The organism is Streptomyces sp. NPDC005706 (genome assembly GCF_040631045.1).
Classification (GTDB): Bacteria; Actinomycetota; Actinomycetes; order Streptomycetales; family Streptomycetaceae; genus Streptomyces.
On record NZ_JBEXYS010000038.1, the window covers coordinates 53,203 to 72,333 of the forward strand.

A 19,131-nucleotide genomic window follows, 5' to 3' on the forward strand; every position below is an offset into this window, starting at 1 on the left:
TCGTCGTCGGCCCAATCGGTACCCGGGCGTCCGCCGGCAGGCACCCGATGATCCGCCGGACACACTGCCGAGCCCCGCGCTAGAAGGCGTTGTCCAGCGCCAGGGTGAGCTCGGCGATCCGCCACCCATAGTCGGACCGTCGCAGGCTGAACGTGTAGATGCCGGTCGAGATCATCTCAATGCTTTCGCCGGTGTTCCTCGTCTGCAGCAGATAGGCCCGTATCTCAGCGGTGGCGGCGTCCGTCGTCGTGACCACGACATTGCTGAGGTGGTGCCGCACCCTTCCGGTCTGGGCCGTGTGCCCGTCACGGATGAAGTCGAGCACCGCCGTGCGTCCGACGACCGGGCCGAGCACTCCTTGTCCGGGCATCGTGAAGGTCCAGGTGGTGTCCTCGGTCAGGACCGCTTCCAACTGGGGCACATTCAGCTCGTCCAAGGCATGTGCGTAGTCCGCCACCGCCTTCTGGACTTCGGCGATCACAAGACCACCGTCAGCACGATCTTGCCTTGGATGTGGCCCTGCGCGGCTCGCGTGTGTGCGCCGGCCGCTTCGGGCAGCGGGTAGGTGCTGTCCACCCCGACCTGGAGCTTGCCCTCGTCGAACAGGCGCCCGATCTCGGCGAGCTGGGGGCCGTTGGAACGCACCTGAATGTTCGAGACTGTGATGCCCAGACGCGCCGTCTCTTCAGGGTCGTACTGGGCGAAGAACACCGGAAGCATGGTGCCTCCGCGCTTGAGCACGGTCAGGAAGCGTGAGCTGTCCGGGCCACCGACGGTGTCGATCACCAAGTCGACGCCGCTGACCACGTCCGCGGCCTCCGTCGTGGTGTAGTCGATGAACTCATCGGCGCCGAGCTTGCGCAGGAACTGCTCGTGTCGGCCGGAGGCCACCGCGATGACGTGTGCTCCCTTCCACTTCGCCAGCTGCACCGCGAAGTGGCCCACTCCACCGGCTGCCCCGTTGACCAGCACGGTCATCCCCGGCGTGATCGGCACCGGCTGGTGCACCTGGCCCGTGAAAGGAGACGGCACGTCGTGGCCGAGATCAACCAGGTACTGCCAGGCCGTAAGCACGGCCATCGGCGCCCCGGCCGCCTGCACGTGGTTGATACCGGCCGGCTTGTGAGCCAGGTCAGAAGCGGGCGCGGCCACGTACTCGGCGTATGTCCGGCCGTCGAATCCGGGGAACCGCAGCATACCGAAGACCTCGTCGCCGACGGCGAACCCCGTCACGTCCGGAGCGACCGCCTGGACCACGCCCGACATGTCCGTTCCAGGAATCAGGGGGAACTGCAGCGCCGGCCTCATCTCGGCCGGCATGACCTTCATCCCCTCACGCAGGTACCAGTCCGGCGGGTTGATGCCCGCCGCGTGCACCCGGACGAGCACTTCGCCCGGGCCGATCTCGGGGACCCGTACCTCGTCGTACTGCAGAACTTCCGGCCCGCCCGCTTCGTGGAACTGGATCGCCTTCATCGCGCCTGTCGCTTTCTCGGGGAAACGTTGCTCCTTCAGTCAAGGTCCAGGACGGCATGGCCGTCCAAGACCGGTTCGGCAACCTGATCATTCCGAAACAGCATGACGCGTACGCTGGAGGGGTGAACGATCTCGGACAGGACCTGGAACTGCGGCTGGTGCGCTACTTCACCGTGGTGGCGGCGCACCAGCACTTCGGCCGGGCCGCCAGCGACCTGCACGTGGCCCAGCCGGCGCTGAGCCGCCAGATCCAACGGCTCGAGAAATATCTCGGCACACGACTGCTGGAACGCTCATCCCAGGGCACCCGGCTCACTCCGGCCGGCAAGACCTTCCTCCCTCGGGCCCAAGCCCTGCTGCAGGCCGCCCGCCAGGCCGAGCTGGCCGTGCGTGAACAAGCCCGGACCGAACGCATCGCCATCGGCTACGTTGAAGATCTGGTGATCACTGCCGCCGTACGGGAACTGCGCCGCCGTTACCCGGACGCCGAGATCGCCACCCGGCATCTGAGCTGCCGCGACGTCGGGGCGCTGTCCGACGAACGCGTCGACGCCCTGATCGCGCGGACCCCGCTGCCGCTCGCCGCCGACGACGTGTTCACCACCCCGCTGTACGAGGAGCCCCGGGTGCTCGTGGTCCCCCGTGGCCACCCCTTGGCCGGCCGGGCGTCGGTGACCGCGGAAGAACTGGCCGGCGAAGAGGCGGCGCCGTGCGCGTTCGAGACCGCAGACTGGACTTCCTACCGGATCCTCGGGGCCGGCGTGCCGCCGATCGAGAACTACGAGGACAAGCTCGAACTCGTCGCGAGCGGCGAGGCGATCGCCGTGATACCGGTCGGCGATCGGCGTAGCTCACTGCGTCCCGACCTCATCACCGTCCCGATCGAGGGCGCTCCCCCCAGCCAGGTCGTCCTGGTCAGCCGCAAGGGCGACCCGAATCCGATGATCAGGAATCTCCGGCTGGCTGCCAAGGCGGTCCTGACCGCCCCGACAGCGTGACCGGGACCAGGTCACCCCGCTGCGACGTCGACAAGACCGTCAAACGCCCCGAGACTCTCAAGGCCATCGGCAAGCCCGGAAGAGATCTTGGTAGATAGCAACAAGCTCACTATCGAACCGGCCCGTCCGCATGGCTTGCGCCATCTTCCTCATGCGTCTCATACAGGAAGACACCCCGTGCGGAAACGCTGCCGCCCGCGAGCAGTTGCTGAAGAGGGTCAAGGCCGGCACTGTCACCGTCATCGACGTGCGCCCCGCCGAGAAGTTCGCCGCCGGCCACATCCCCGGAGCTCCATACCGCTCGACGGGCTCAAGGCGCGCCTGGCCGAGCTGCCCGCCGATGCCGAGGTCGTGACCTACTGCCGCGGCACCAACTGCGTCCCCTCCCCCGGCACCGTGCGCCTCCTGACCGCCCGCGGCCGCAGCGCTAGGCGGATGGCCGACGGCATGCTCGAATGGCGCCTCGCGGCCCTGCCCGTCGAGGCCGGCGCCATGCCCTCCACCCCGCGCCCGGCGGCGGGCAGGTGGTCGTGGACGGCACCGGCATGCTGTGTGTCACCCTGCCGCTGCACCTCCGCAAGCGCATCGCCCACGCCACGGTCGGCACCGTGGTGCACGTCGTCGCCACCGCCCAAGCCGCCCCGCTCGACCTGCCGGCCTGGTGCCACCTCACCAGGCACACCTACCTCGGCCCCGTCCCCGACGACCGGCCGCGACGTCTACGCCCTGCGGCTGGCCGCGGACCCGACGCCGACACGTCCGGACGCCCCCTGGCACCCTGCACCGCGCTTACACCCCTGATGAGGGCGACGCCGGCCAGGCTGAAGCCGCCATCCAGGGTCTCAAGATCCGGGCGCAGGAGACAGGCGCCGGCGTGCAGCAGGGTGCCGAACCGGGCCGGCCGCCAGTCGCTGTCGGCCGACGTCGGGAACCTCACGTCCCGGCTGTCTCTCCGCACACATCGCCCAGCTCGAACGACGCCCGTCCGAAGCACTCGGACAGGCAGTCTGGGAAGCCTCCGGGCTCGGTGCCCCCGCCGACATCGAGACTCACCCGCCGGATCGGCGAGCTGGTGCAGCGGATCCTCGACCTCCGCTCCGAACTCGCCGAGCGCGACGAGGACCTCGCCGCCGCACGCGCCACGAACCGGGACTTGATGGCTCAGCTGAACCGCTGACCGGGTGGTCCCGAATACGCCAGAGACCTCCTCTGCCCTCTGCCAGCGGCAGAACACCGGCCTGACCAAGCTCGACGATCACTACAGTCCAGGCTCATGACGACGGTTACAACTCGCGCGATCGAATACGCCGCCGACGGCCTGACAATGATCGGGCACCTCGCGCTCCCGGCCGGTGTCGACCGCCGGCCCGCGGTCCTGGTAGGGCCCGAGGGCGTGGGGCTCAGCGACGTCGAGCGCCGCCGGGCCGATGCGCTCGCCGAGCTGGGATACGTGGCGCTGGCCTTCGACCTCCACGGCGGACGCTATTACGGCGACCCTGAGGAGATGCTGGCCCGTTGCATGCCACTGCTCGCCGACCCCGACCGGATGCGAGACATCGGCCACGCGGCGCTCGACGTGCTCCGCGCCGAGCCGCGGACCGACCCCGAACGGATCGCCGCCATCGGCTACGGCACCGGAGGCGCAATCGCGCTGGAACTCGGGCGCGACGGCGTCAACCTGCGCGCGATCGCGACAGTCAACGCACTGACCACGGGCCGACCAGGCGAGACGGTGCGCATTCGCTGCCCAGTGTGGGCCGGGGTCGGGTCGCAAGACCCGATCACGCCGCCCGCTCAACGGGACGAATTCACCGCCGAGATGCAGGCTGCGGGTGTCGACTGGCGCCTCGTGGTCTACGGCGGCGCCTTGCACGCCTTTCATCACCCAACGGTCGACCACACCGTGCGCCCCGGCGTCGGCTACCACCCACAGCACGCGCAGCGAGCTTGGTGTGACGTCGTCGGCCTACTCGCCGAGTGCCTGCCCCTGACGGAGTGATCCGGGCGGCAACCGCGATTTCGGGCCGCAGACCAAGCCGGTCGTCACCATTTACCAAGCCCGGCGCCCACCACCGATGCTCCGGTCACCACAGCAGGCCTCCGGCGCGTTCCGGCCCTACGCTCTGACCAAAGTCATCGCCATCATCCCCAACACGCCAGGGCAGCGGCACTAATCGCCGATGCACAGTGTTGTCAGCAACGATGCCCAGGGCATTGCCAGGCAGGACGGCACTGCCACGGGCGAGCCTTGGTTCTGCACGTCGGCCTACGACCCGACGTGAGGCAGGCGCCAGCAGGTTCCGCGCCAAACCAGGCACTCCGCGGCCGATAGCGGTCCAGGACAACGTGCGTCGCCACGATCACCGCCCCGATTGGAATCAGCGGACCGTGGGCACTCCGGGCCCGCCTGTTCACATCCTCACTCGGGGAGCGGGAGCGGTACGCGATGCGCAGCTCAGTACCACTCCTGCGCTGCCCGCCGGCGGGGCCGGACCCAGCGGGTGGACCTCCCCCCTTGGCGAGGCCCACCCGCTGGACGGCGCGCTTCCGGGATGGCTACGACGTTCGACGGGGAGTGCCGACGGCAGAGGCCGTGGGTTTATCGGACGTGGGGGATCGAGAGGAGCTTACGGACTGCCTCGCGTTCGAACCGTTCGCGGGCGCATGACGGGATCGAGGTGCCGACGTCACTGCTGCGTGTCGGCCAGGCCCGCGCGGCACCCGCCGTCCTCTATCCGAGCGCGAGCATCGCCTCGGAGACCTCGCCGACCGCCGCATCGGGAATCGCAGTGGAGGCCTCCTTGAGGACGAGCAGCCGGGCCCCGGAAATCTCGTGCGCGATCGCCTCGCCGTTGCCGACGGGAAAGAACGGGTCGCGGCGGCCGTGGACGACGAGCGTGGGGATCTCGATTTCGGGCAGGCGCTCGCGCCAGCGGGGTCTGCAGTCGAGCCTGGAGAACACCATGCCCATCTGGTTGGCCATCTGGACCGGGGGTGTGGTGCCGGGCGTGCGGTCCCAGATGCGTTTGGCGATCGCGCGCGCGGCGACGGGGTCGTTGCCGAGGATCTCCGCGCCGGCGGCAGCGAACGCCGCGACCGCCTCGCGGTCGGTCCAATCGGGCATCGGACGGGCGAACAGCCTGCTCATCGTCGCTTGGTCATGGTCGGGGAGGTCGTCGTCGGGTGGGCCGGGGGCAACCGCACGGGTGCCGATCAGGGTGAGCGCCGAGAACGCGCCGGGATGGTCGAGTACGGCCACTTGCGCGACCATCCCGCCGACACCGATCCCCGCGAGGTGCGCGGGCCTCCCGCCGAGCGTGTCAGCAAGGGCCGCCGCGTCGGCGGCGAGGCCGCGCAGGGTGTAGGTGGGCGCCTCCGGATCCGTCGTCGTCGACTCCCCGCTGTCGCGCAGGTCGTAGCGCACCACACGGCGCCCGGCGGCGGCGAGGCGCTCGCACAGTCCGTCGGGCCAGGAGAGCATCGTCGTCCCGCCCGCGAGCAGGACGAGTGGCGCGTCGTCGTCACCGAACGACTCGATGCCCAAAGCGATCTCATTGGCATTGACAGTGGTCATCGGATCACCGGAAGACGTCGTAGGTCAGGTGGGTCGCGGTCGATGTCGAAATCACCCTCCGCTGCACCGGCGTGCGCGGTGCTTGACCGGTGAACAGTGGTGTCCCGGCGCCCAGCACGATGGGCGCGAGGTGCAGTGTCAGCGCGTCGACGAGCCCTGTTTCGAGCGCCGAGGGGACGGTGGCGCCGCCGCCCATGAGGACGACGTCGAGATCCTTGCCGCTGTCCGACGACGCTGCCACGGCTCGTTCGCGCGCGGCGGTGACGGCGTCGGGGAGACCGGTGGTGACGAACGTCCAGTCGAGGTTGGTCGTCCGCACCGACTCTGGCGGCGAGCTGGTCACGACGGCGAAGGCGGGCTTGCCGACCTCGCCTGCGCCGCAACCGGACGTGTCGTCCCAGCCTTTCGGGCCGTCGACGACGTCGAAGAGGTGGCGGCCGAGGACAACGGCGCCCGAGCGGGCGGTCCCCTCGCGCAGGATCCGACGGTCGTCGGGACCGTCGGAAAACGCCCACGTGTGCCGGGCCTCGCCGCCGGTGCCGAGACCGTTGTCCGGGTCGGGGTCTGGCCCGGTGACGAAGCCGTCGAGAGAGACGGAGCTGTCAGCGATGATTCGAGTCATGCCAGGGCAGACCCGCTCCGTCGCCCGAACTTATCGCTTACGCATGAAGCGGGTGGTGGGTGGCGGGTGCGAACTCGACAGCACGGCGCGCGAGACGGCACGTGGGACGCACGGCGGACGAACGCACCCGTTACCTGGGAGGTAATGGCGCCGTTCTGTCGGCGCCGGCGAGAATGCCGATCTCGCCGCGTCAGGCGGACGCGGGAGTCGGATCGGAGTGATGAGTCATGTCCATAGCCGCATCTGCGACCACTCGTGCTGTCGTGGACGAGCTGTTGCGCCGGATCGGCGGGGGCGATCCCGAAAGCATCGCCGAGATGTATGCCGAGCAAGGCGACTGGAAGCTGGATTGGCCGGAGGCCGAGCACGGACGGGCCTCCACTCCGTGGATCCGTCACCGGTCCACACGAGCCGATGCCGCCGCCCACTACCGCGAGCTCGCCGAGCATCATGTGCCCGAGCAGGCATCGACCGAGATCGAGCGCATCCTCGTCGACGGCCGCGACGCGGTCGTGATCGGCGAGATCCGTCAGACTGCTCGCTCTACCGGACGCGCTTATCGCGCTCGGTTTGCTCTGCACCTCACCGTCGAAGACGGGCTTGTCACCCGGCATCACGTCTACGAAGACAGCCTCGCCGTCGCCCAGGCATTCGATACGAAATGAGCGAATAAGGCTTGCTGAGGCATCCGCGAAGGCAACGGTTACGGCCACTCTCGGGCGAAGTGCTGGTACCAGGCACGTATTCCAAGGGTGCGGTATTCGTACGCCGCCGGCGGCTGGCTCCGCCTGGCAAGCCCGACAGGTGCGGTGCTGCGCACCCTGCAACTGCTCAGGCGGTGAGGATGGTGAGCAGGGTGGCGATCCTGCCGTCTCGGACGGTGATGATGTCGATGCCGCGTGCCGCCGGTTCGCCCGCGGGGCCGAACGCCCAGGCGAGGGCGCCGTCCTGCGGTCCGGCGTAGAGGCGGCCGTCCTCGGTGAATTCGAAGTCCGCCGGGACCTTCTCGAGCAGCGTACGGGCCTTGTCCTCGAGGCCGTCCCAACCCGTGCTGACGTCTTCCGGGTCGGTGAACAAGACGTCCTCGGTGTAGATCCGTGCAATGGTCGCGCGGCGGGAGGCGGGGTCGCGGCTGCCGAAGACGTCGTGCAGGTTGGCGGCGAGCAGGTCGATCACGGTGTGCATGGTGCTCCTCGATGGGTGCCGCCGGGCCGGCCGGAGCGGTGGTCGCGTTCGGCCGGCCCGGTCGGGTCGGCGGTGTGTGGGTGCCGGACCGTTCGGCCGACGGCCCCGGTCAGATCTGGCTGGCGCCGCCGTCCACATAGATCTCGGCACCGGTCATGTAGCTGCTGGCTTCGGACGCGAGGAACAGTACGGTCTCGGCGATCTCCTCGGGACGCCCGAGCCGGTTCATCGGCACCCCGGCGGCGAGGCCCTTGAGGAGCTGCTCGGCGGCTGCGGGGTCGCCGGCCAGACCACTGAGGCCTGGAGTTTCGATCGGACCGGGGGCGATGCTGTTGACGCGGATGCCCCGGGTGACGAGTTCGGCGGCCCAGGTGCGGGTGAGTGAGCGGAGGGCGGCCTTGCTGGCGGCGTAGACGCCGAACGACGCGGCACCCTTGGTATCGATGTTGGAGCTGGTGAGGATGACCGAGGAGCCCGTCCTGAGGAAGGGCAGTGCCTTCTGCACGGTGAACAGAGTGCCGCCGACGTTGGTGTTGAACGTCTCGGCGTAGTGCTCCCAAGTGACGTCGGGCAGTGCGGCGAACTCTCCGCCGCCGGCGTTGGCGAACACGATGTCGAGGCCGCCGCGCTCTGCGATGACGGCGAACAGCCGGTCGAGATCGTCGAGGTTCGCGACGTCGGCACGGATTCCGGTGGCCCGGTCGCCGATCGAGGCCACTGCCTCGTCCAGGGCTTCCTGACGGCGCCCGGTGAGGAACACCTGCGCGCCCGCCGCGGCGAGTCGCCGGGCGGCGGCCAGGCCGATGCCCGAGGTGGCCCCGGTGACGAGGGCGGTCTTGCCGTCGAGCTGTCCCATGATTGTTTCCCCTTGCGTGGGTTGCTTGTCACTGGATCGAACGATCGGCCCGGCCGGTGTGCTCGCTGCGCTGCTCCACGGCGACCACTCCATTTCCGTACCGTTCGATACTTAATAACGGCGGACCCCTGCGGACTATTTCCGTACCGTCCGGTTAAAATTTGCGGGAAGCCTGAGAACGGGGGCGAGGATGGCGGAGCGAGGCAGACCTCGGGGTTTCGACGCGGACGCGGCGCTCGACCGTGCGGTGGAGGTCTTCTGGCGCCAGGGCTACGAGGGCGCGTCGCTGAGCGATCTCACCGACGCCATGGGCATCAGCCGGACCAGCATGTACGCGGCGTACGGCAACAAGGAGGAGCTGTTCCGCCGCGCCGTGGCCCGCTACGCCGAAGCGGACATGGCCTATGCCCGCGACGCGCTCACCCAGCCCACCGCGTACGCCGCCATCGAGGCCTTCCTACGGGCCAACGCCGACGCACTCACCCGCACCGACCGCCCGCCCGGATGCCTGTCCGTGCAGGGCGGTCTCGCCGAAGGCGGTGACAACGGCCATACCGCCAAGTTTCTCGCCGACAGCCGCCTCGCCGGTGAGCAAGCACTGGCCGACCGGCTCACCCGCGCCGTCGCGGAGGGTGACCTGCCCGCGGGCACCGACCCGTTGGCATTGGCCCGCTACGTCATGGTCGTCAGCGAGGGCAACGCCGTCCACGCGGCCGCAGGCGCGGGGCGTGTGGCACTGCACGCCACCGTGGACATCGCGCTGCGCGCCGTCCCGGGCCATGACGGTGCATCTTGAGCGGCGCCGCCGCCCCGCTGCCCGTTTGAGCGCGGCCGCCATAGCGTCGGCCGTGAAGCCACGCAGCCGGTTCGGCATCGGACGCTGTCGGGAACTCCGGTCATCACAGACGTGCCCGCGCGGGCCCGGCAACCCAGGCCGGGCCATGGAGGTCGGGTCACCCGGCGCGCTGGGTCGTCTCTCCGGCCTGAGCGGGTACGGCGGGCAGGGAGACGGTGCAGGAGGCACAGCGTCGGGCCTGGGCGGGTACGGGGCTGAGGCATTCGGGGCAGTCCCGTTTGGGGGCCTGGACGTCTTGGTGCGGGGCGAGGCGTTCGTGGAGCTTGTTGATCGGGAGCACGACCAGGAAGTACAGGGCGCTGGCGAGGAGGAGGAAGCTGATCGCCGCGTTGACGAAGGCGCCGTAGGGGAACCTGGTGGCGCCTACGGTGAAGGTCTTGCGGCTCATGTCGCCGGTGGCGCCGGTGGCCAGCCCGACGAGTGGGGTCAGGAAGGCGCCGACGAAGCCGTTCACCACGGCGGTGAACGCTGCCCCGATGACGATGCCGACGGCCAGGTCGACCACGTTGCCGCGCAGGATGAAGCTGCGGAAGCCCTTCACCTTCTCACCCCTCAGAGGCTCTTGACGTCGACGGGCGGAACCGAAAGCGCGGTCAGCCCACCCCCTTCACCTCGAATGCCCTGCCACCCCTCACCCATGCCGACTCCGCCACGCTGCCCGGTGAAGTACCAGTTCACCAAGGGGCGCGACCGGTAGGCGAGGACGCGGCGGCGCAGGCGGCCGGTGCGCCGGCCTCGGTGTGGCCGGACAGCAGGCTACGCACGGTCGAGACCGGTCACGGACTACGACCTGGGAACCGGACGCAGGGAAACGGTTCCCGATCTGCGGATCCTCACCGTCGCACCAGGACCGCGCGCCGACAGCTGGGACTCCATTACCGCCGGCTGGTGGTCCACAGTCGAGACCGACGGCCACGGCCTGGAATCGCCCTCGCCGCGCCCGTCCGCGACGAACGCTTCGCCGAGCTCTTGGCCATGACCGCCTACCACCGCGCCGATCACCGCCTCGACCTCGAGCACAGCCTGCCCATCGGGTAGCCGTGGCTGCCCGGGTCCCACTGCGACCACCTGCTGATCAGCCTCCCCTATCCCCACGGCCCCGACCTGGAGAAATGCCCGCTGGCCGACGGACACGCCCGCATTCTCCGGGTGCTGCCGGTGACCGCGGCCGAGATGGAGTACCGCCGCACGCAGGGTCACGAAGCCCTTGAACGGCTTTTCGACGAGAACGCGATCGTCCCGACCGACCCGAGGCGGCCGTCCGTCGTCTGAACCTCGCGGGCAAGGTCCCGGCACCGGCGACAGGCAGGGCCCGCTGCGCGACCGACGGCATGGAGGGGCCGTTACCGCGCACGGCGGTCCGCCGTTCACCCACAGAGCGGCGTCGCGGCGTCGCCCGCCGGCTCCCCCGAGAGGCGGAGCAGCAAGAGGACGGGATGGGGATGTCCTCGTACGGGGTAGGCGAGCGGGACGACGCGGGGCGGTTCGGCGCGCTGCTTGAGGGAGGGTCAACGTATGCAATTCGACGACGATGCCGCTCTGGACACGTCCGAGGTCGAGGACGGTCGGGGAGGTGCGCTGGGCGGGGTCCCGGGCGGCGGGAAGACGATCGGCGGGGGGCTTGTCGGGCTCGTGGTGCTGGTCGCGTCCGTGCTCTTGGGTGTCGACCCCGGCATGTTCGGCTCGGGCAGCAGCGATACGTCCTCGTCCGGCAAGTCAGCCGCGGACCTCGCGGCGGACTGCCGGACCGGTGCCGACGCCAACCGCAAGGAGGAGTGCCGGATCGTCGCCGTGGTCGACAGCGTGCAGGCATTCTGGAAGCAGGCGGAGACAGCCGCCGGCAAGCCCTACCAGCAGGCCCCGACGTTCCTGTTCACCGGCAGTGTGAACACCGGTTGCGGGAAAGCGACTTCCGACGTCGGCCCCTTCTACTGCTCAGCCGATGACAAGGTCTATCTCGACCTCGGCTTCTTCGACGACCTGAGCAGCAAGTTCGGCGCCAAGGGCGGCCCGTTCGCCGAGGCCTACGTCATCGCGCACGAATACGGCCACCACTTCCAGGACCTCAGCGGATCGATCTCCCGCGGCAGCGGAGAGGGCCAGAACAGCGGCTCGGTGAAACTCGAGTTGCAGGCGGACTGCTACGCCGGAGTGTGGGCCCACCACGCCACCACCACCCCCGACCCCAAGAGCGGTAAGCCACTGATAACCGACTTGACGACGGACGACGTCAACCGCGGGCTGGACGCGGCCGCCGCCGTCGGAGACGACCGTATCCAGCAGCGCTACCAGGGCAAGGTCACACCCGACACCTGGACCCACGGCTCCGCGAGCCAGCGCCAGCAATGGTTCTCCACCGGCTACCGTTCCGGCCGCGTCGCCAGCTGCAACACGTTCAGCTGACCAGGCCGACAACCACGGTACGACGCCCGACTGTTGGACCGCCGCTGGTGGGCAGATCGCGTATTGTGCCGCGCCGCGGTCGATGGTTGGCGGCCGACACCAAGTGAGAGTGCTGCCTCGACAGGTGACTGCTTCCAGGACCGTGCCGTCGCCGCGCAGCTAGAGCAGGCCGTGGCCGAGCGCGGCACGGTCGTGCTGGGCCAGGTACTGGCCGACATGGGCGGGGTCGGCAAGACACACGTGGCGGCCAACCACGCCCGCGCGACATGGGACAGGGACGAAGTGGATCTGCTGGGGTGGGTCACCGCAGCCACCCGCACCGCCGTCGTCTCCGCCCATGCCCAAGCGGCCACCGATCTCCTCGGCGCCGACCCGGCCGACCCGGAGCGGGCCGCATCGGCGTTCTTGGTCTGGCCGCAGCCGAAGCCCGGCAGCGACCAGCGCCGGTGGCTCGTCGTGCTGGACGACTTTTCCGACCCCGCAGACCTGCGCAACCTGTGGCCGCCAGTCAGCCCGCACGGCCGCACCCTGGTCACCATCCGCCGCCGAGAAGCCGCTCTCACCGGCAGCAGTCGACGCTTGGTGCCAGTGGGCCTGTTCACCGAAGACGAAGCCCCGGCCTACCTGACCGCCACGCTGGCCGCCCACAGCCGCACCGTTCCCGCCCACGAACTCCCCGCCCTCGCCGCCGACCTCGGCCACCTCCCCCTGGCCCAGTCCCATGCCGCCGCATACCTCCTCAACGAAGACATCGACTGCGCCGCCTACCGCGTCCTGCTGGCCGATCACGCGCGGGCTCTCACCGATCTGCTTCCCGACTCATCCGGGCTCCCGGACGACCAGCCCGACCTCCGAGGCCGCTGTCACCGCCCGTGCTTGCCGATGCACCAGCGCCTGCAGCTGCCGGTGGCCCGGGGCCAGCTGGTCCTGCTGGGTTCTGGGACTGCCGAACAGCGGGCATCGCCCTGTCCGCGATGAATCTGTCCTTGGATGGCAGGCGCGTCACGGAGCGCCTGCGGGGCGGGGAGCCCGCCTTCTCGGTCCTGGCCCGTGCGACGGCCTGCGGGCGCTCGCTGTCCGACTGACCTGCAGACCGGAGCGCTCCTCCCACCCGGCGCCGAGCACCTCCGTGCCCGCCCATCAGCCTGGCGTCCATGGGGCCGCGGTGGAGGGCGGCGACGCGGGCGGAGGTGCCCCGGCCGACGGGCGGGATGACGCTGGTGCGGGCGGCAGCCAGGAGGCGGTTCTCGGCGGTCAGCAGGGAGTGGGTGGTGTAGGTCTGCGAGCCGATGGGCCGGTAAATGTTGGTGCCGTCCGCGCGCTGCAGGTCGGGGTGGGGTGGGTTGATCTCGGGCGGGGTGATGTCCAGGCAGTCGCCGTGGGCGAGGACCCGGTCGGTGATCTCCTCCGCCGCCTGGAGCGGGGCGGTGGCTCCGGCCAGGGTGCGCATCAGGTGGCGGCGGGCCTCGGCCAGCACGTGGCGACGGCGGAACGTCGTACGCCGTTCGGTCACCGCGGTCAGGACTTCCTCGGCCGCCGTGGCTACGTCGAACGCGGTTGGGGCGGGCCGGCCTTGGGCTGCGGCGCGGGCGGTGGCGAGCAGGTTGTCGACGGTCGTGCGGTCGGTGACGGCGATCGCGCGGTGCCGCCAGTCGGCGAGCAGGTCGTCAAGGGATCGGGCCTGTCGCTTGGGCGGGCGGGTCTTCACAGTGGCCTGCCACTGCAGCCGGGTGCGGGCCGGCCGTGCGGGCTGGCGGCCGTGGCGGCGCCGGTAGGCGTCGAAGAGGGTGTCGGCCATGGTGCGCACCGTGTGGGAGCGCTGCGCGAACACGGCCCGCAGCCGCCGGTCGATCCCGACGATTGTCATCACCGGCCGCTGCCCGGGGGTGACCTCGACCTCCTCGGTCGCAAGGCCAAGACGGGAGCAGACGAGCTCGAGGGCCCGCTGGTTGAACAGCTCGCTGGCGGCCACGACGTCGCGCAGCAGGAGGGGGGAGTCCAGGTTGCGCCAGCGCCCGTCGGGGCCTTTCACGCGCGGGGAGATGACCACGTGCTCGTGCAGCCGACGGTCCCGGCTACGCCTGGCAGACCACCCACCAGTCCCCCATGGCACGGCAGTTCTTCCCCGCCTGGAGCAGGAGACCGGCATCGCACTTGGCGAGTGTGCGGGAGTCTGCGCCCACATCTCGGCCTCACCCCCGCCTCGGGCCTCGCGGTCACAACGCCCGTTGCGGCCGGTGCTGGAGCGCAGGGTATGAGGACAGCACGTATCCGCCCCGCGCGAGCCGACGGCGGGCGAACGGTGGAGCGGAAGTTGAGCAGACAGGACCGGGCGGATGCGGTGGACCGGGAGATGGCCGGGCGTCCGCTGCCTGACGCGGCTTTACGGGCGCTGGGCCGCTGGTGGAGTGAGAACTCAGCACGGCTGACGGACGAGACGCCGGGCGCGCACACGGTCCGCCACTCCCCTGACCGGTGGGCGCACATCACCCCCTGGCCCTCGGCACTGGCGTCGAGGTCCCAGGTCACAGATGCCGGAATCAGCCGGGCGCAGGGTGGCATCGATCGTGGCGGATGCGCTGCGGCGTGAGGCCTACCGAGAGGCGCTGGTCGCCACCTACGTGTGGGGGACGGGGAAGCGGGGCTCTCGCGGTGGCAGCGGCCCCGCCACCCTGCCCAAGATCCTGGACGTCGAGGACCTGGACACGATGCCGGCCGATGCGGTCACCACATTGCGCAAGCAGGGCGCCGAAGCGGCCTACGCGGGGCTGCAAGGCCGCATTTACGGGTTCGGGCCGTCGTTCTACACGAAACTCCTGTACTTCGCCGGCAAGACAGTGCCGTCGCCGAGCGGTCCCCAGCCGCTCATCCTCGACCGGGTTCTGGCCAGGCGTCTGCGGTCCCTGGCCCAGGCGGTCGGCCGGGAGACCGGCCACGACCCCGACGGCTCGATCGCCAGATGGGTCTGGCGGGACAGGAACTGGTCACCGCACCGCTACGCGGTCTACCTCTCCTTTGTGCAGGCTGCCGTCGGCCAAGCAGCGGCAACGGGCACCTGGCCGTCCGACACCTCGCCCGACCTGCTCGAATACACCCTGTTCAGCACCTCATGGACGTGAGACATATGAGCCCCTTGCGGGGTGGAGCGTGACGCGAACGCCACGATCCGCCCGGCCTGTGATCAGCGCCAAGGGGTACGACCAGACGCCCCGGCGCCCACCAGGCCCACAGTCGGCGCTCTACAGTCGCGTCTCGCGGTCCACTTTCCGTGGTCCCATGTCCGATACGACCGGGACGGTCTACCGTGTCGCATCATGACGGTCTTGGTCATCGGCGGGAGCGGCTTCCTGGGCACCGAGTTGATCCGGCAGGCGGCAAGGGCCGGGCACGCTACGGCCGCGACCTACGCGACCAGGCCCGGCCCCACGTCCCACGCCTCGTGGTACCCACTCGACCTACGGGATCCCAGACGCGTGGACGCCGTCATGGCCGAAGTCGGCGCGGATCTTGTCGTCAACGCATCCAGCGGCAAAGCCGACTGGGCGGTGACGGCGCAGGGGCCCGTCCGGCTGGCGATGGCGGCGGCGAAGTACGGAAGCCGCTTGATCCACGTGTCCACCGACGCGGTGTTCTCCGGCACCCGGGTCCAGTACGACGAGTCGTGCCTCCCTGATCCCGTCACCCCGTACGGAGCGGCGAAGGCGGCAGCGGAGACCGGTATCCTTCTCGTGCATCCGCAGGCCGTCGTCGCCCGCACGTCGCTGATCATCGGCAATGGGCGTTCCGAGCATGAGCGCGTGGTGCATGAACTCGCCGCCGGTACCCGCGACGGCGTCCTGTTCACCGACGACATACGTTGCCCGGTACACGTCGCCGACCTGGCCGCCGCCCTCCTGGAACTGGCCTCGTCAGGCGACGCGGCCGGCGTCCACCATCTCGCAGGGCCCGACGCTGTGAGCCGTCACGAGCTCGGCATCCTCATCGCCAGGCGCGACGGCCTGGATCCCTCCCGGCTGCCCACGGGCCTGCGCACCCACAGCGCACTTCCCGGCGCCCTCGACGTACGCCTCGACAGCCGGGCCACCCAGCGGAAGCTACGCACCACGCTGCGCGGCGCCCACCAGTTCTGCACCACGCCAGCGTGACCGCCCGGCCCTACAACCAGCTTTGTTCACGGGTTCACGAACAAAGCCATCCAGGCCTTCGCCATGCTCAGCCACCGGGCGGTGCACCTGCGTGCAGCCTGGCTACGGTGGCAGCCCTGAGCCCGCACGGGTCAGCGACCCGGGGCGTCACCAGGCAGGGCGGCAGACTGAGCAATAAGGGCTTCCCGCACCTGCCTCGCTGAGCACGTGCAGGCGCGCTTTCCGGCCAGTACTCACAGGTAGCGGTACGTGGGGCCGGCTTGCGGGGGATGATCGCGATTGTGTCCGGTGAAGACGTGCCCTACTGCGTGCGGTGGGAGATCCTGATGCACGAGCGGTTCAGCGGCGTGTGGATCTGCAAAGACTCCGGCCGCGCGACCACCGGCCGGCTCCCGCCGAGCTGGGCCGGACTGTTCTCGCCGCGTACCTCCCTGGCCGCGACAGCCGGGGTGAAACGTTCCGTGTTGTCGTCCGCGCTGATGACGGCAGCCAGTCCGTCAAGAGGAGGAGGAGGTGTACTCGCTCATCGCGGGACCTGCTGCTCGGCACTGGAACGCCGCGCAGCTGCGAGGGACGGCGGCTGACGGCAGCATGCCCGCGCCCCGGCTGCCGACCGGCCGGGCCAGCGGCCCTGTCCCGCCACGAGGAAACAGCCGGGAGAGCATCACAAAAGACGTCCCGTACGGCAGGACGCGAGAGACGAGGCCGGCTTGCTCGAGGGGTCCTGCACGGCAAGGTGGCCTCTATGCCCGGCGGGCGGCCTTGGCCCGGTGCCATCACGACCGGCTGCCTACGCGCACCGGTCCCTTTTGGCTGTGGGCACGCGGCGGCCAAAACCTTCACAGGTCGAGCAGTTCACCGTCGCCCAGCTGCGGACCTGCCGGGCCCACACCGGCGCCGACGGGTGCACCTGAGCCCCCCGGCCGTACTGGAACCCGGTGAGCGCACCGGCCGCTACCGACGCCGCGCCGACACCCTGCTCCTCGGCGCCGACGGGGAGTCCCGCATCAGCGCCGAGGACCCGGCGGTGGCGGTGCTGGACGAGCTTCGGACCCCGGCCACCGACCGACACTTCACCGTCGTCCACGCCACCGGATGAGCTAGTCGACGTTCACCGGACCGTCGTCCGACGTCCGCTCCTTGCCCGAGCGCAGCTGCAGCAGCCCCTTGGCGCCGGTGTTGCCGTCCGCCTTGGTGTCCTGGTCCTGCCCGCTCATGTTCTGCCGCACCGAGTCGAGGATCGTCAGACCCTGGGACACCAGGCCAGCGGCGATCTCGCCGAGGCCGTCCGCTCCGTTCAGGATGTTGACGTTGGCTCCGGACAGGCCGCCTGCCGCCTCCTTCACGATCTGCGGGAGCTGGTCGATCAGCATCCGGTCCAGCGCGACCCGGTCGTACGAGGCCGCCGCCTCCGCCTGGATCTTCATGCGCTGGGCCTCGGCGGCCGCGAGGATCCGCACCCGCTCGGCCTCGGCCTCGGCCGGCTTGACGACCTCGGCGACCAGCTGCTGCTGGCGCAGCTTCGCCTGGCGCTCGGCCAGCTCCGTCTGGGCGGCCAGCACCTCCTGCTGGGCGTGGGCCTGGGCCAGCGGCCCCGCCTGTGCGGCCTCCGCCTGGGCGCGGTCCACCTCGGCCGAGTACTCGGCCTTGACGATCGCGGTCTGCCGGGCGTACTCGGCCTGCTTTCGGGTCGCCTCCTGCTCCGCCTCGACCGCGGCCTGGGTGGCCTGGGCCTGGGCGATCTGGGCCTGCCGCTGGATCGCCGCCTTGTGCGGGGCCGACATCGCGTCTATGTAACCGGTGTCGCCGTCGTCGATCGACTGGATTTGCAGGGAGTCGACGATCAGACCGATCGTCGCCATCTCCGTCTTGGAGGTGTCCAGCACCTCGGCGGCGAGCTTCTGCCGCTCGGTGACGATCTCCTCGACCGTCATCGAGCCGATGATGGCCCGCAGGTGGCCGGCGAAGATCCGGCCGGTGAGCACCGACATCTGATCCTGGTCGGAGAGGAACCGCTGACCGGCGTTGATGATGCTCTCGTGGTCGTTGCCGACCTTGAAGGCGATGACCGCGCGGACGTGCAGGGAGATGCCCTGCTTGGTGACACAGGTCTCGGTGACCTCCGCCTCGCACATCGACAGGGTGAGGAAGCGGACCTTGCGAAAGACCGGGAGCACGAACTTCCCGTGCCCCGTGACCACTCGGAACGGCGCGCCCCCCAGTCCCCGCCGGCCCCCCGAGATCAACATCGCCTCGTCGGGAGCGGGAACGCGGTATCCGAACATGCTGTACTCCTCAGCTTGCGCCGGCGGCGTCTCCGCCGAGCGCGTCCAATGGATCCACCCACTCGATGACGCCGACCTTCCGGCATCCGCGTGATTCGATCACGAGGACCGTCGTGCCCGCGGGCAGGGGGTCCTCGGACCAGGCCAGAAAGGTCTCGGAGCCGCCTCGGACCCGCACCAGGACCTCGCCGGGGCCCGCGGATCCCCGCGTCCCGATGAGCACCTTGCCCGTGCAGCCGATCACGGCGTCGTCCTGCGGCATCACCGGCCGTCCTCCTCGTCCTGACCTCAGAAGTCTGACGATAGACCCAGCGGGGCCGCGACCCAACGGGTGGGAGGGGCGTGGAGCGTTCCCGTGCCCGTCAGGCGCTGCTGAGGTACGGCTTCCCGTCCGCTCACATCTCCACATGGACATGGCGAAGATATTGCGGGCCAGCGCGCCGTTCGGCAAGGCGGTCGAATGGGACGCCGAGACCACGCAGGACGTCCCCGGCCGGCTGACCGCCTGGCGGTCGGTGGACGGCGCCGACATCAACAACTCCGGCGAGGTCCGCTTCGTGCCCGCCCCCGGCGGCCGGGGCACGGAGATCCGGGTGACCTTGCGCTACGACCTACCCGGCGGGGCGGTGGGCAAGGCCGCGGCGAGTTCCCGCAGCACCCGGCCCGACCGCTGACCGAGGACGAACTGAAGGAGGCCCTGGCATGAAGGCGAACTGCTGGACGGGACGCAA

23 protein-coding genes and 1 pseudogene are annotated in these 19,131 nt (G+C 70.1%); 13 read left to right on the forward strand and 11 right to left on the reverse strand.

Features of this window, described 5'->3' with window-relative positions:
- Window positions 1-79: 79 nt before the first annotated feature.
- Both ABZ478_RS35135 and ABZ478_RS35140 read right to left on the reverse strand, forming a co-directional pair.
- Window positions 80-481: a nuclear transport factor 2 family protein gene (locus ABZ478_RS35135; protein ID WP_359556121.1), complete on the reverse strand. Its 402-nt coding sequence runs from the start codon at window positions 479-481 to the stop codon at window positions 80-82.
- Window positions 478-1,476, reverse strand: a complete 999-nt coding sequence (locus ABZ478_RS35140) for an NADP-dependent oxidoreductase (RefSeq protein ID WP_359556123.1) — start codon at window positions 1,474-1,476, stop codon at window positions 478-480. Before ABZ478_RS35140 ends, ABZ478_RS35135 begins: the two co-directional genes overlap by 4 nt.
- A 122-nt stretch (window positions 1,477-1,598) precedes the next feature.
- Here ABZ478_RS35140 and ABZ478_RS35145 point away from each other — a divergent pair, with 122 nt between their 5' ends.
- From ABZ478_RS35145 to ABZ478_RS35160, 4 genes are all read left to right on the forward strand, one after another.
- On the forward strand, window positions 1,599-2,474 hold the full coding sequence (locus tag ABZ478_RS35145; protein WP_359556124.1) for a LysR family transcriptional regulator: 876 nt from the start codon (window positions 1,599-1,601) through the stop codon (window positions 2,472-2,474).
- 151 nt (window positions 2,475-2,625) lie between these two features.
- Window positions 2,626-2,829: a rhodanese-like domain-containing protein gene (locus ABZ478_RS35150; protein ID WP_359556125.1), complete on the forward strand. Its 204-nt coding sequence runs from the start codon at window positions 2,626-2,628 to the stop codon at window positions 2,827-2,829.
- 672 nt (window positions 2,830-3,501) lie between these two features.
- Window positions 3,502-3,651, forward strand: a complete 150-nt coding sequence (locus ABZ478_RS35155) for a hypothetical protein (protein ID WP_359556127.1) — start codon at window positions 3,502-3,504, stop codon at window positions 3,649-3,651.
- A gap of 96 nt (window positions 3,652-3,747) precedes the next feature.
- Window positions 3,748-4,473 (forward strand): dienelactone hydrolase family protein, encoded by a 726-nt coding sequence (locus ABZ478_RS35160; RefSeq protein ID WP_359556129.1) that lies wholly within the window; start codon window positions 3,748-3,750, stop codon window positions 4,471-4,473.
- Between the two features lie 732 nt (window positions 4,474-5,205).
- On the opposite strand, the gene ABZ478_RS35165 is transcribed toward ABZ478_RS35160, so the two are convergent.
- Both ABZ478_RS35165 and ABZ478_RS35170 read right to left on the reverse strand, forming a co-directional pair.
- A complete protein-coding gene (locus tag ABZ478_RS35165) occupies window positions 5,206-6,048 on the reverse strand; it encodes an alpha/beta hydrolase (protein ID WP_359556131.1) in 843 nt (280 codons plus the stop codon).
- Window positions 6,049-6,052: 4 nt separating this feature from the next.
- Complete coding sequence (locus tag ABZ478_RS35170) at window positions 6,053-6,670, reverse strand: dihydrofolate reductase family protein (RefSeq protein ID WP_359556133.1); 618 nt, start codon at window positions 6,668-6,670, stop codon at window positions 6,053-6,055.
- 227 nt (window positions 6,671-6,897) lie between these two features.
- Between ABZ478_RS35170 and ABZ478_RS35175 the strand changes: the two genes are divergently transcribed.
- On the forward strand, window positions 6,898-7,335 hold the full coding sequence (locus ABZ478_RS35175; RefSeq protein WP_359556134.1) for a nuclear transport factor 2 family protein: 438 nt from the start codon (window positions 6,898-6,900) through the stop codon (window positions 7,333-7,335).
- A 166-nt stretch (window positions 7,336-7,501) separates the two neighbouring features.
- Here ABZ478_RS35175 and ABZ478_RS35180 read toward each other — a convergent pair whose 3' ends face one another.
- Both ABZ478_RS35180 and ABZ478_RS35185 read right to left on the reverse strand, forming a co-directional pair.
- Window positions 7,502-7,855, reverse strand: coding sequence for a nuclear transport factor 2 family protein (locus ABZ478_RS35180; protein ID WP_359556137.1), 354 nt, complete (start codon window positions 7,853-7,855; stop codon window positions 7,502-7,504).
- 109 nt (window positions 7,856-7,964) lie between these two features.
- A complete protein-coding gene (locus ABZ478_RS35185; protein ID WP_359556139.1) occupies window positions 7,965-8,711 on the reverse strand; it encodes an SDR family oxidoreductase in 747 nt (248 codons plus the stop codon).
- Window positions 8,712-8,901: 190 nt separating this feature from the next.
- Between ABZ478_RS35185 and ABZ478_RS35190 the strand changes: the two genes are divergently transcribed.
- Complete coding sequence (locus ABZ478_RS35190; RefSeq protein ID WP_359556141.1) at window positions 8,902-9,507, forward strand: TetR/AcrR family transcriptional regulator; 606 nt, start codon at window positions 8,902-8,904, stop codon at window positions 9,505-9,507.
- 157 nt (window positions 9,508-9,664) lie between these two features.
- Here the strand turns inward: ABZ478_RS35190 and mscL are convergent, their stop codons facing one another.
- A complete protein-coding gene (gene mscL / locus ABZ478_RS35195; RefSeq protein WP_359556142.1) occupies window positions 9,665-10,108 on the reverse strand; it encodes a large conductance mechanosensitive channel protein MscL in 444 nt (147 codons plus the stop codon).
- A gap of 347 nt (window positions 10,109-10,455) precedes the next feature.
- On the opposite strand from mscL, the gene ABZ478_RS35200 reads away from it, so the two are divergent.
- The 3 genes from ABZ478_RS35200 (at window position 10,456) to ABZ478_RS35210 (ending at window position 11,970) form a co-directional block, all read left to right on the forward strand.
- Window positions 10,456-10,605 (forward strand): hypothetical protein, encoded by a 150-nt coding sequence (locus ABZ478_RS35200; protein ID WP_359556144.1) that lies wholly within the window; start codon window positions 10,456-10,458, stop codon window positions 10,603-10,605.
- Window positions 10,606-10,671: 66 nt separating this feature from the next.
- The gene (locus ABZ478_RS35205) at window positions 10,672-10,839 is read left to right on the forward strand and encodes a suppressor of fused domain protein (RefSeq protein WP_359556167.1); all 168 of its coding nucleotides are present in this window, start codon (window positions 10,672-10,674) and stop codon (window positions 10,837-10,839) included.
- 243 nt (window positions 10,840-11,082) lie between these two features.
- A complete protein-coding gene (locus tag ABZ478_RS35210; protein ID WP_359556146.1) occupies window positions 11,083-11,970 on the forward strand; it encodes a neutral zinc metallopeptidase in 888 nt (295 codons plus the stop codon).
- A gap of 159 nt (window positions 11,971-12,129) precedes the next feature.
- Here ABZ478_RS35210 and ABZ478_RS35215 read toward each other — a convergent pair whose 3' ends face one another.
- Window positions 12,130-12,759 carry a hypothetical protein gene (locus tag ABZ478_RS35215; RefSeq protein ID WP_359556148.1) on the reverse strand — a complete coding sequence of 210 codons (630 nt, stop codon included), beginning with the start codon at window positions 12,757-12,759 and terminating at the stop codon, window positions 12,130-12,132.
- Between the two features lie 10 nt (window positions 12,760-12,769).
- Window positions 12,770-14,155, reverse strand: coding sequence for a relaxase domain-containing protein (locus ABZ478_RS35220; protein WP_359556151.1), 1,386 nt, complete (start codon window positions 14,153-14,155; stop codon window positions 12,770-12,772).
- 346 nt (window positions 14,156-14,501) lie between these two features.
- Between ABZ478_RS35220 and ABZ478_RS35225 the strand changes: the two genes are divergently transcribed.
- The 3 genes and pseudogenes from ABZ478_RS35225 to ABZ478_RS35235 form a co-directional block, all read left to right on the forward strand.
- Window positions 14,502-15,089: a hypothetical protein gene (locus ABZ478_RS35225; protein ID WP_359556152.1), complete on the forward strand. Its 588-nt coding sequence runs from the start codon at window positions 14,502-14,504 to the stop codon at window positions 15,087-15,089.
- Window positions 15,090-15,284: 195 nt separating this feature from the next.
- Complete coding sequence (locus tag ABZ478_RS35230) at window positions 15,285-16,115, forward strand: sugar nucleotide-binding protein (protein ID WP_359556154.1); 831 nt, start codon at window positions 15,285-15,287, stop codon at window positions 16,113-16,115.
- Window positions 16,116-16,975: 860 nt separating this feature from the next.
- A pseudogene (locus ABZ478_RS35235) lies at window positions 16,976-17,214 on the forward strand (hypothetical protein); the annotation flags it as partial.
- A 1-nt stretch (window position 17,215) separates the two neighbouring features.
- Here ABZ478_RS35235 and ABZ478_RS35240 read toward each other — a convergent pair.
- Window positions 17,216-18,400 (reverse strand): SPFH domain-containing protein, encoded by a 1,185-nt coding sequence (locus tag ABZ478_RS35240; protein WP_359556155.1) that lies wholly within the window; start codon window positions 18,398-18,400, stop codon window positions 17,216-17,218.
- A gap of 10 nt (window positions 18,401-18,410) precedes the next feature.
- Window positions 18,411-18,662 carry a hypothetical protein gene (locus ABZ478_RS35245; RefSeq protein WP_359556158.1) on the reverse strand — a complete coding sequence of 84 codons (252 nt, stop codon included), beginning with the start codon at window positions 18,660-18,662 and terminating at the stop codon, window positions 18,411-18,413.
- Window positions 18,663-18,813: 151 nt separating this feature from the next.
- Here ABZ478_RS35245 and ABZ478_RS35250 point away from each other — a divergent pair, with 151 nt between their 5' ends.
- A complete protein-coding gene (locus tag ABZ478_RS35250; RefSeq protein ID WP_359556161.1) occupies window positions 18,814-19,074 on the forward strand; it encodes a hypothetical protein in 261 nt (86 codons plus the stop codon).
- Window positions 19,075-19,131: the final 57 nt, after the last annotated feature.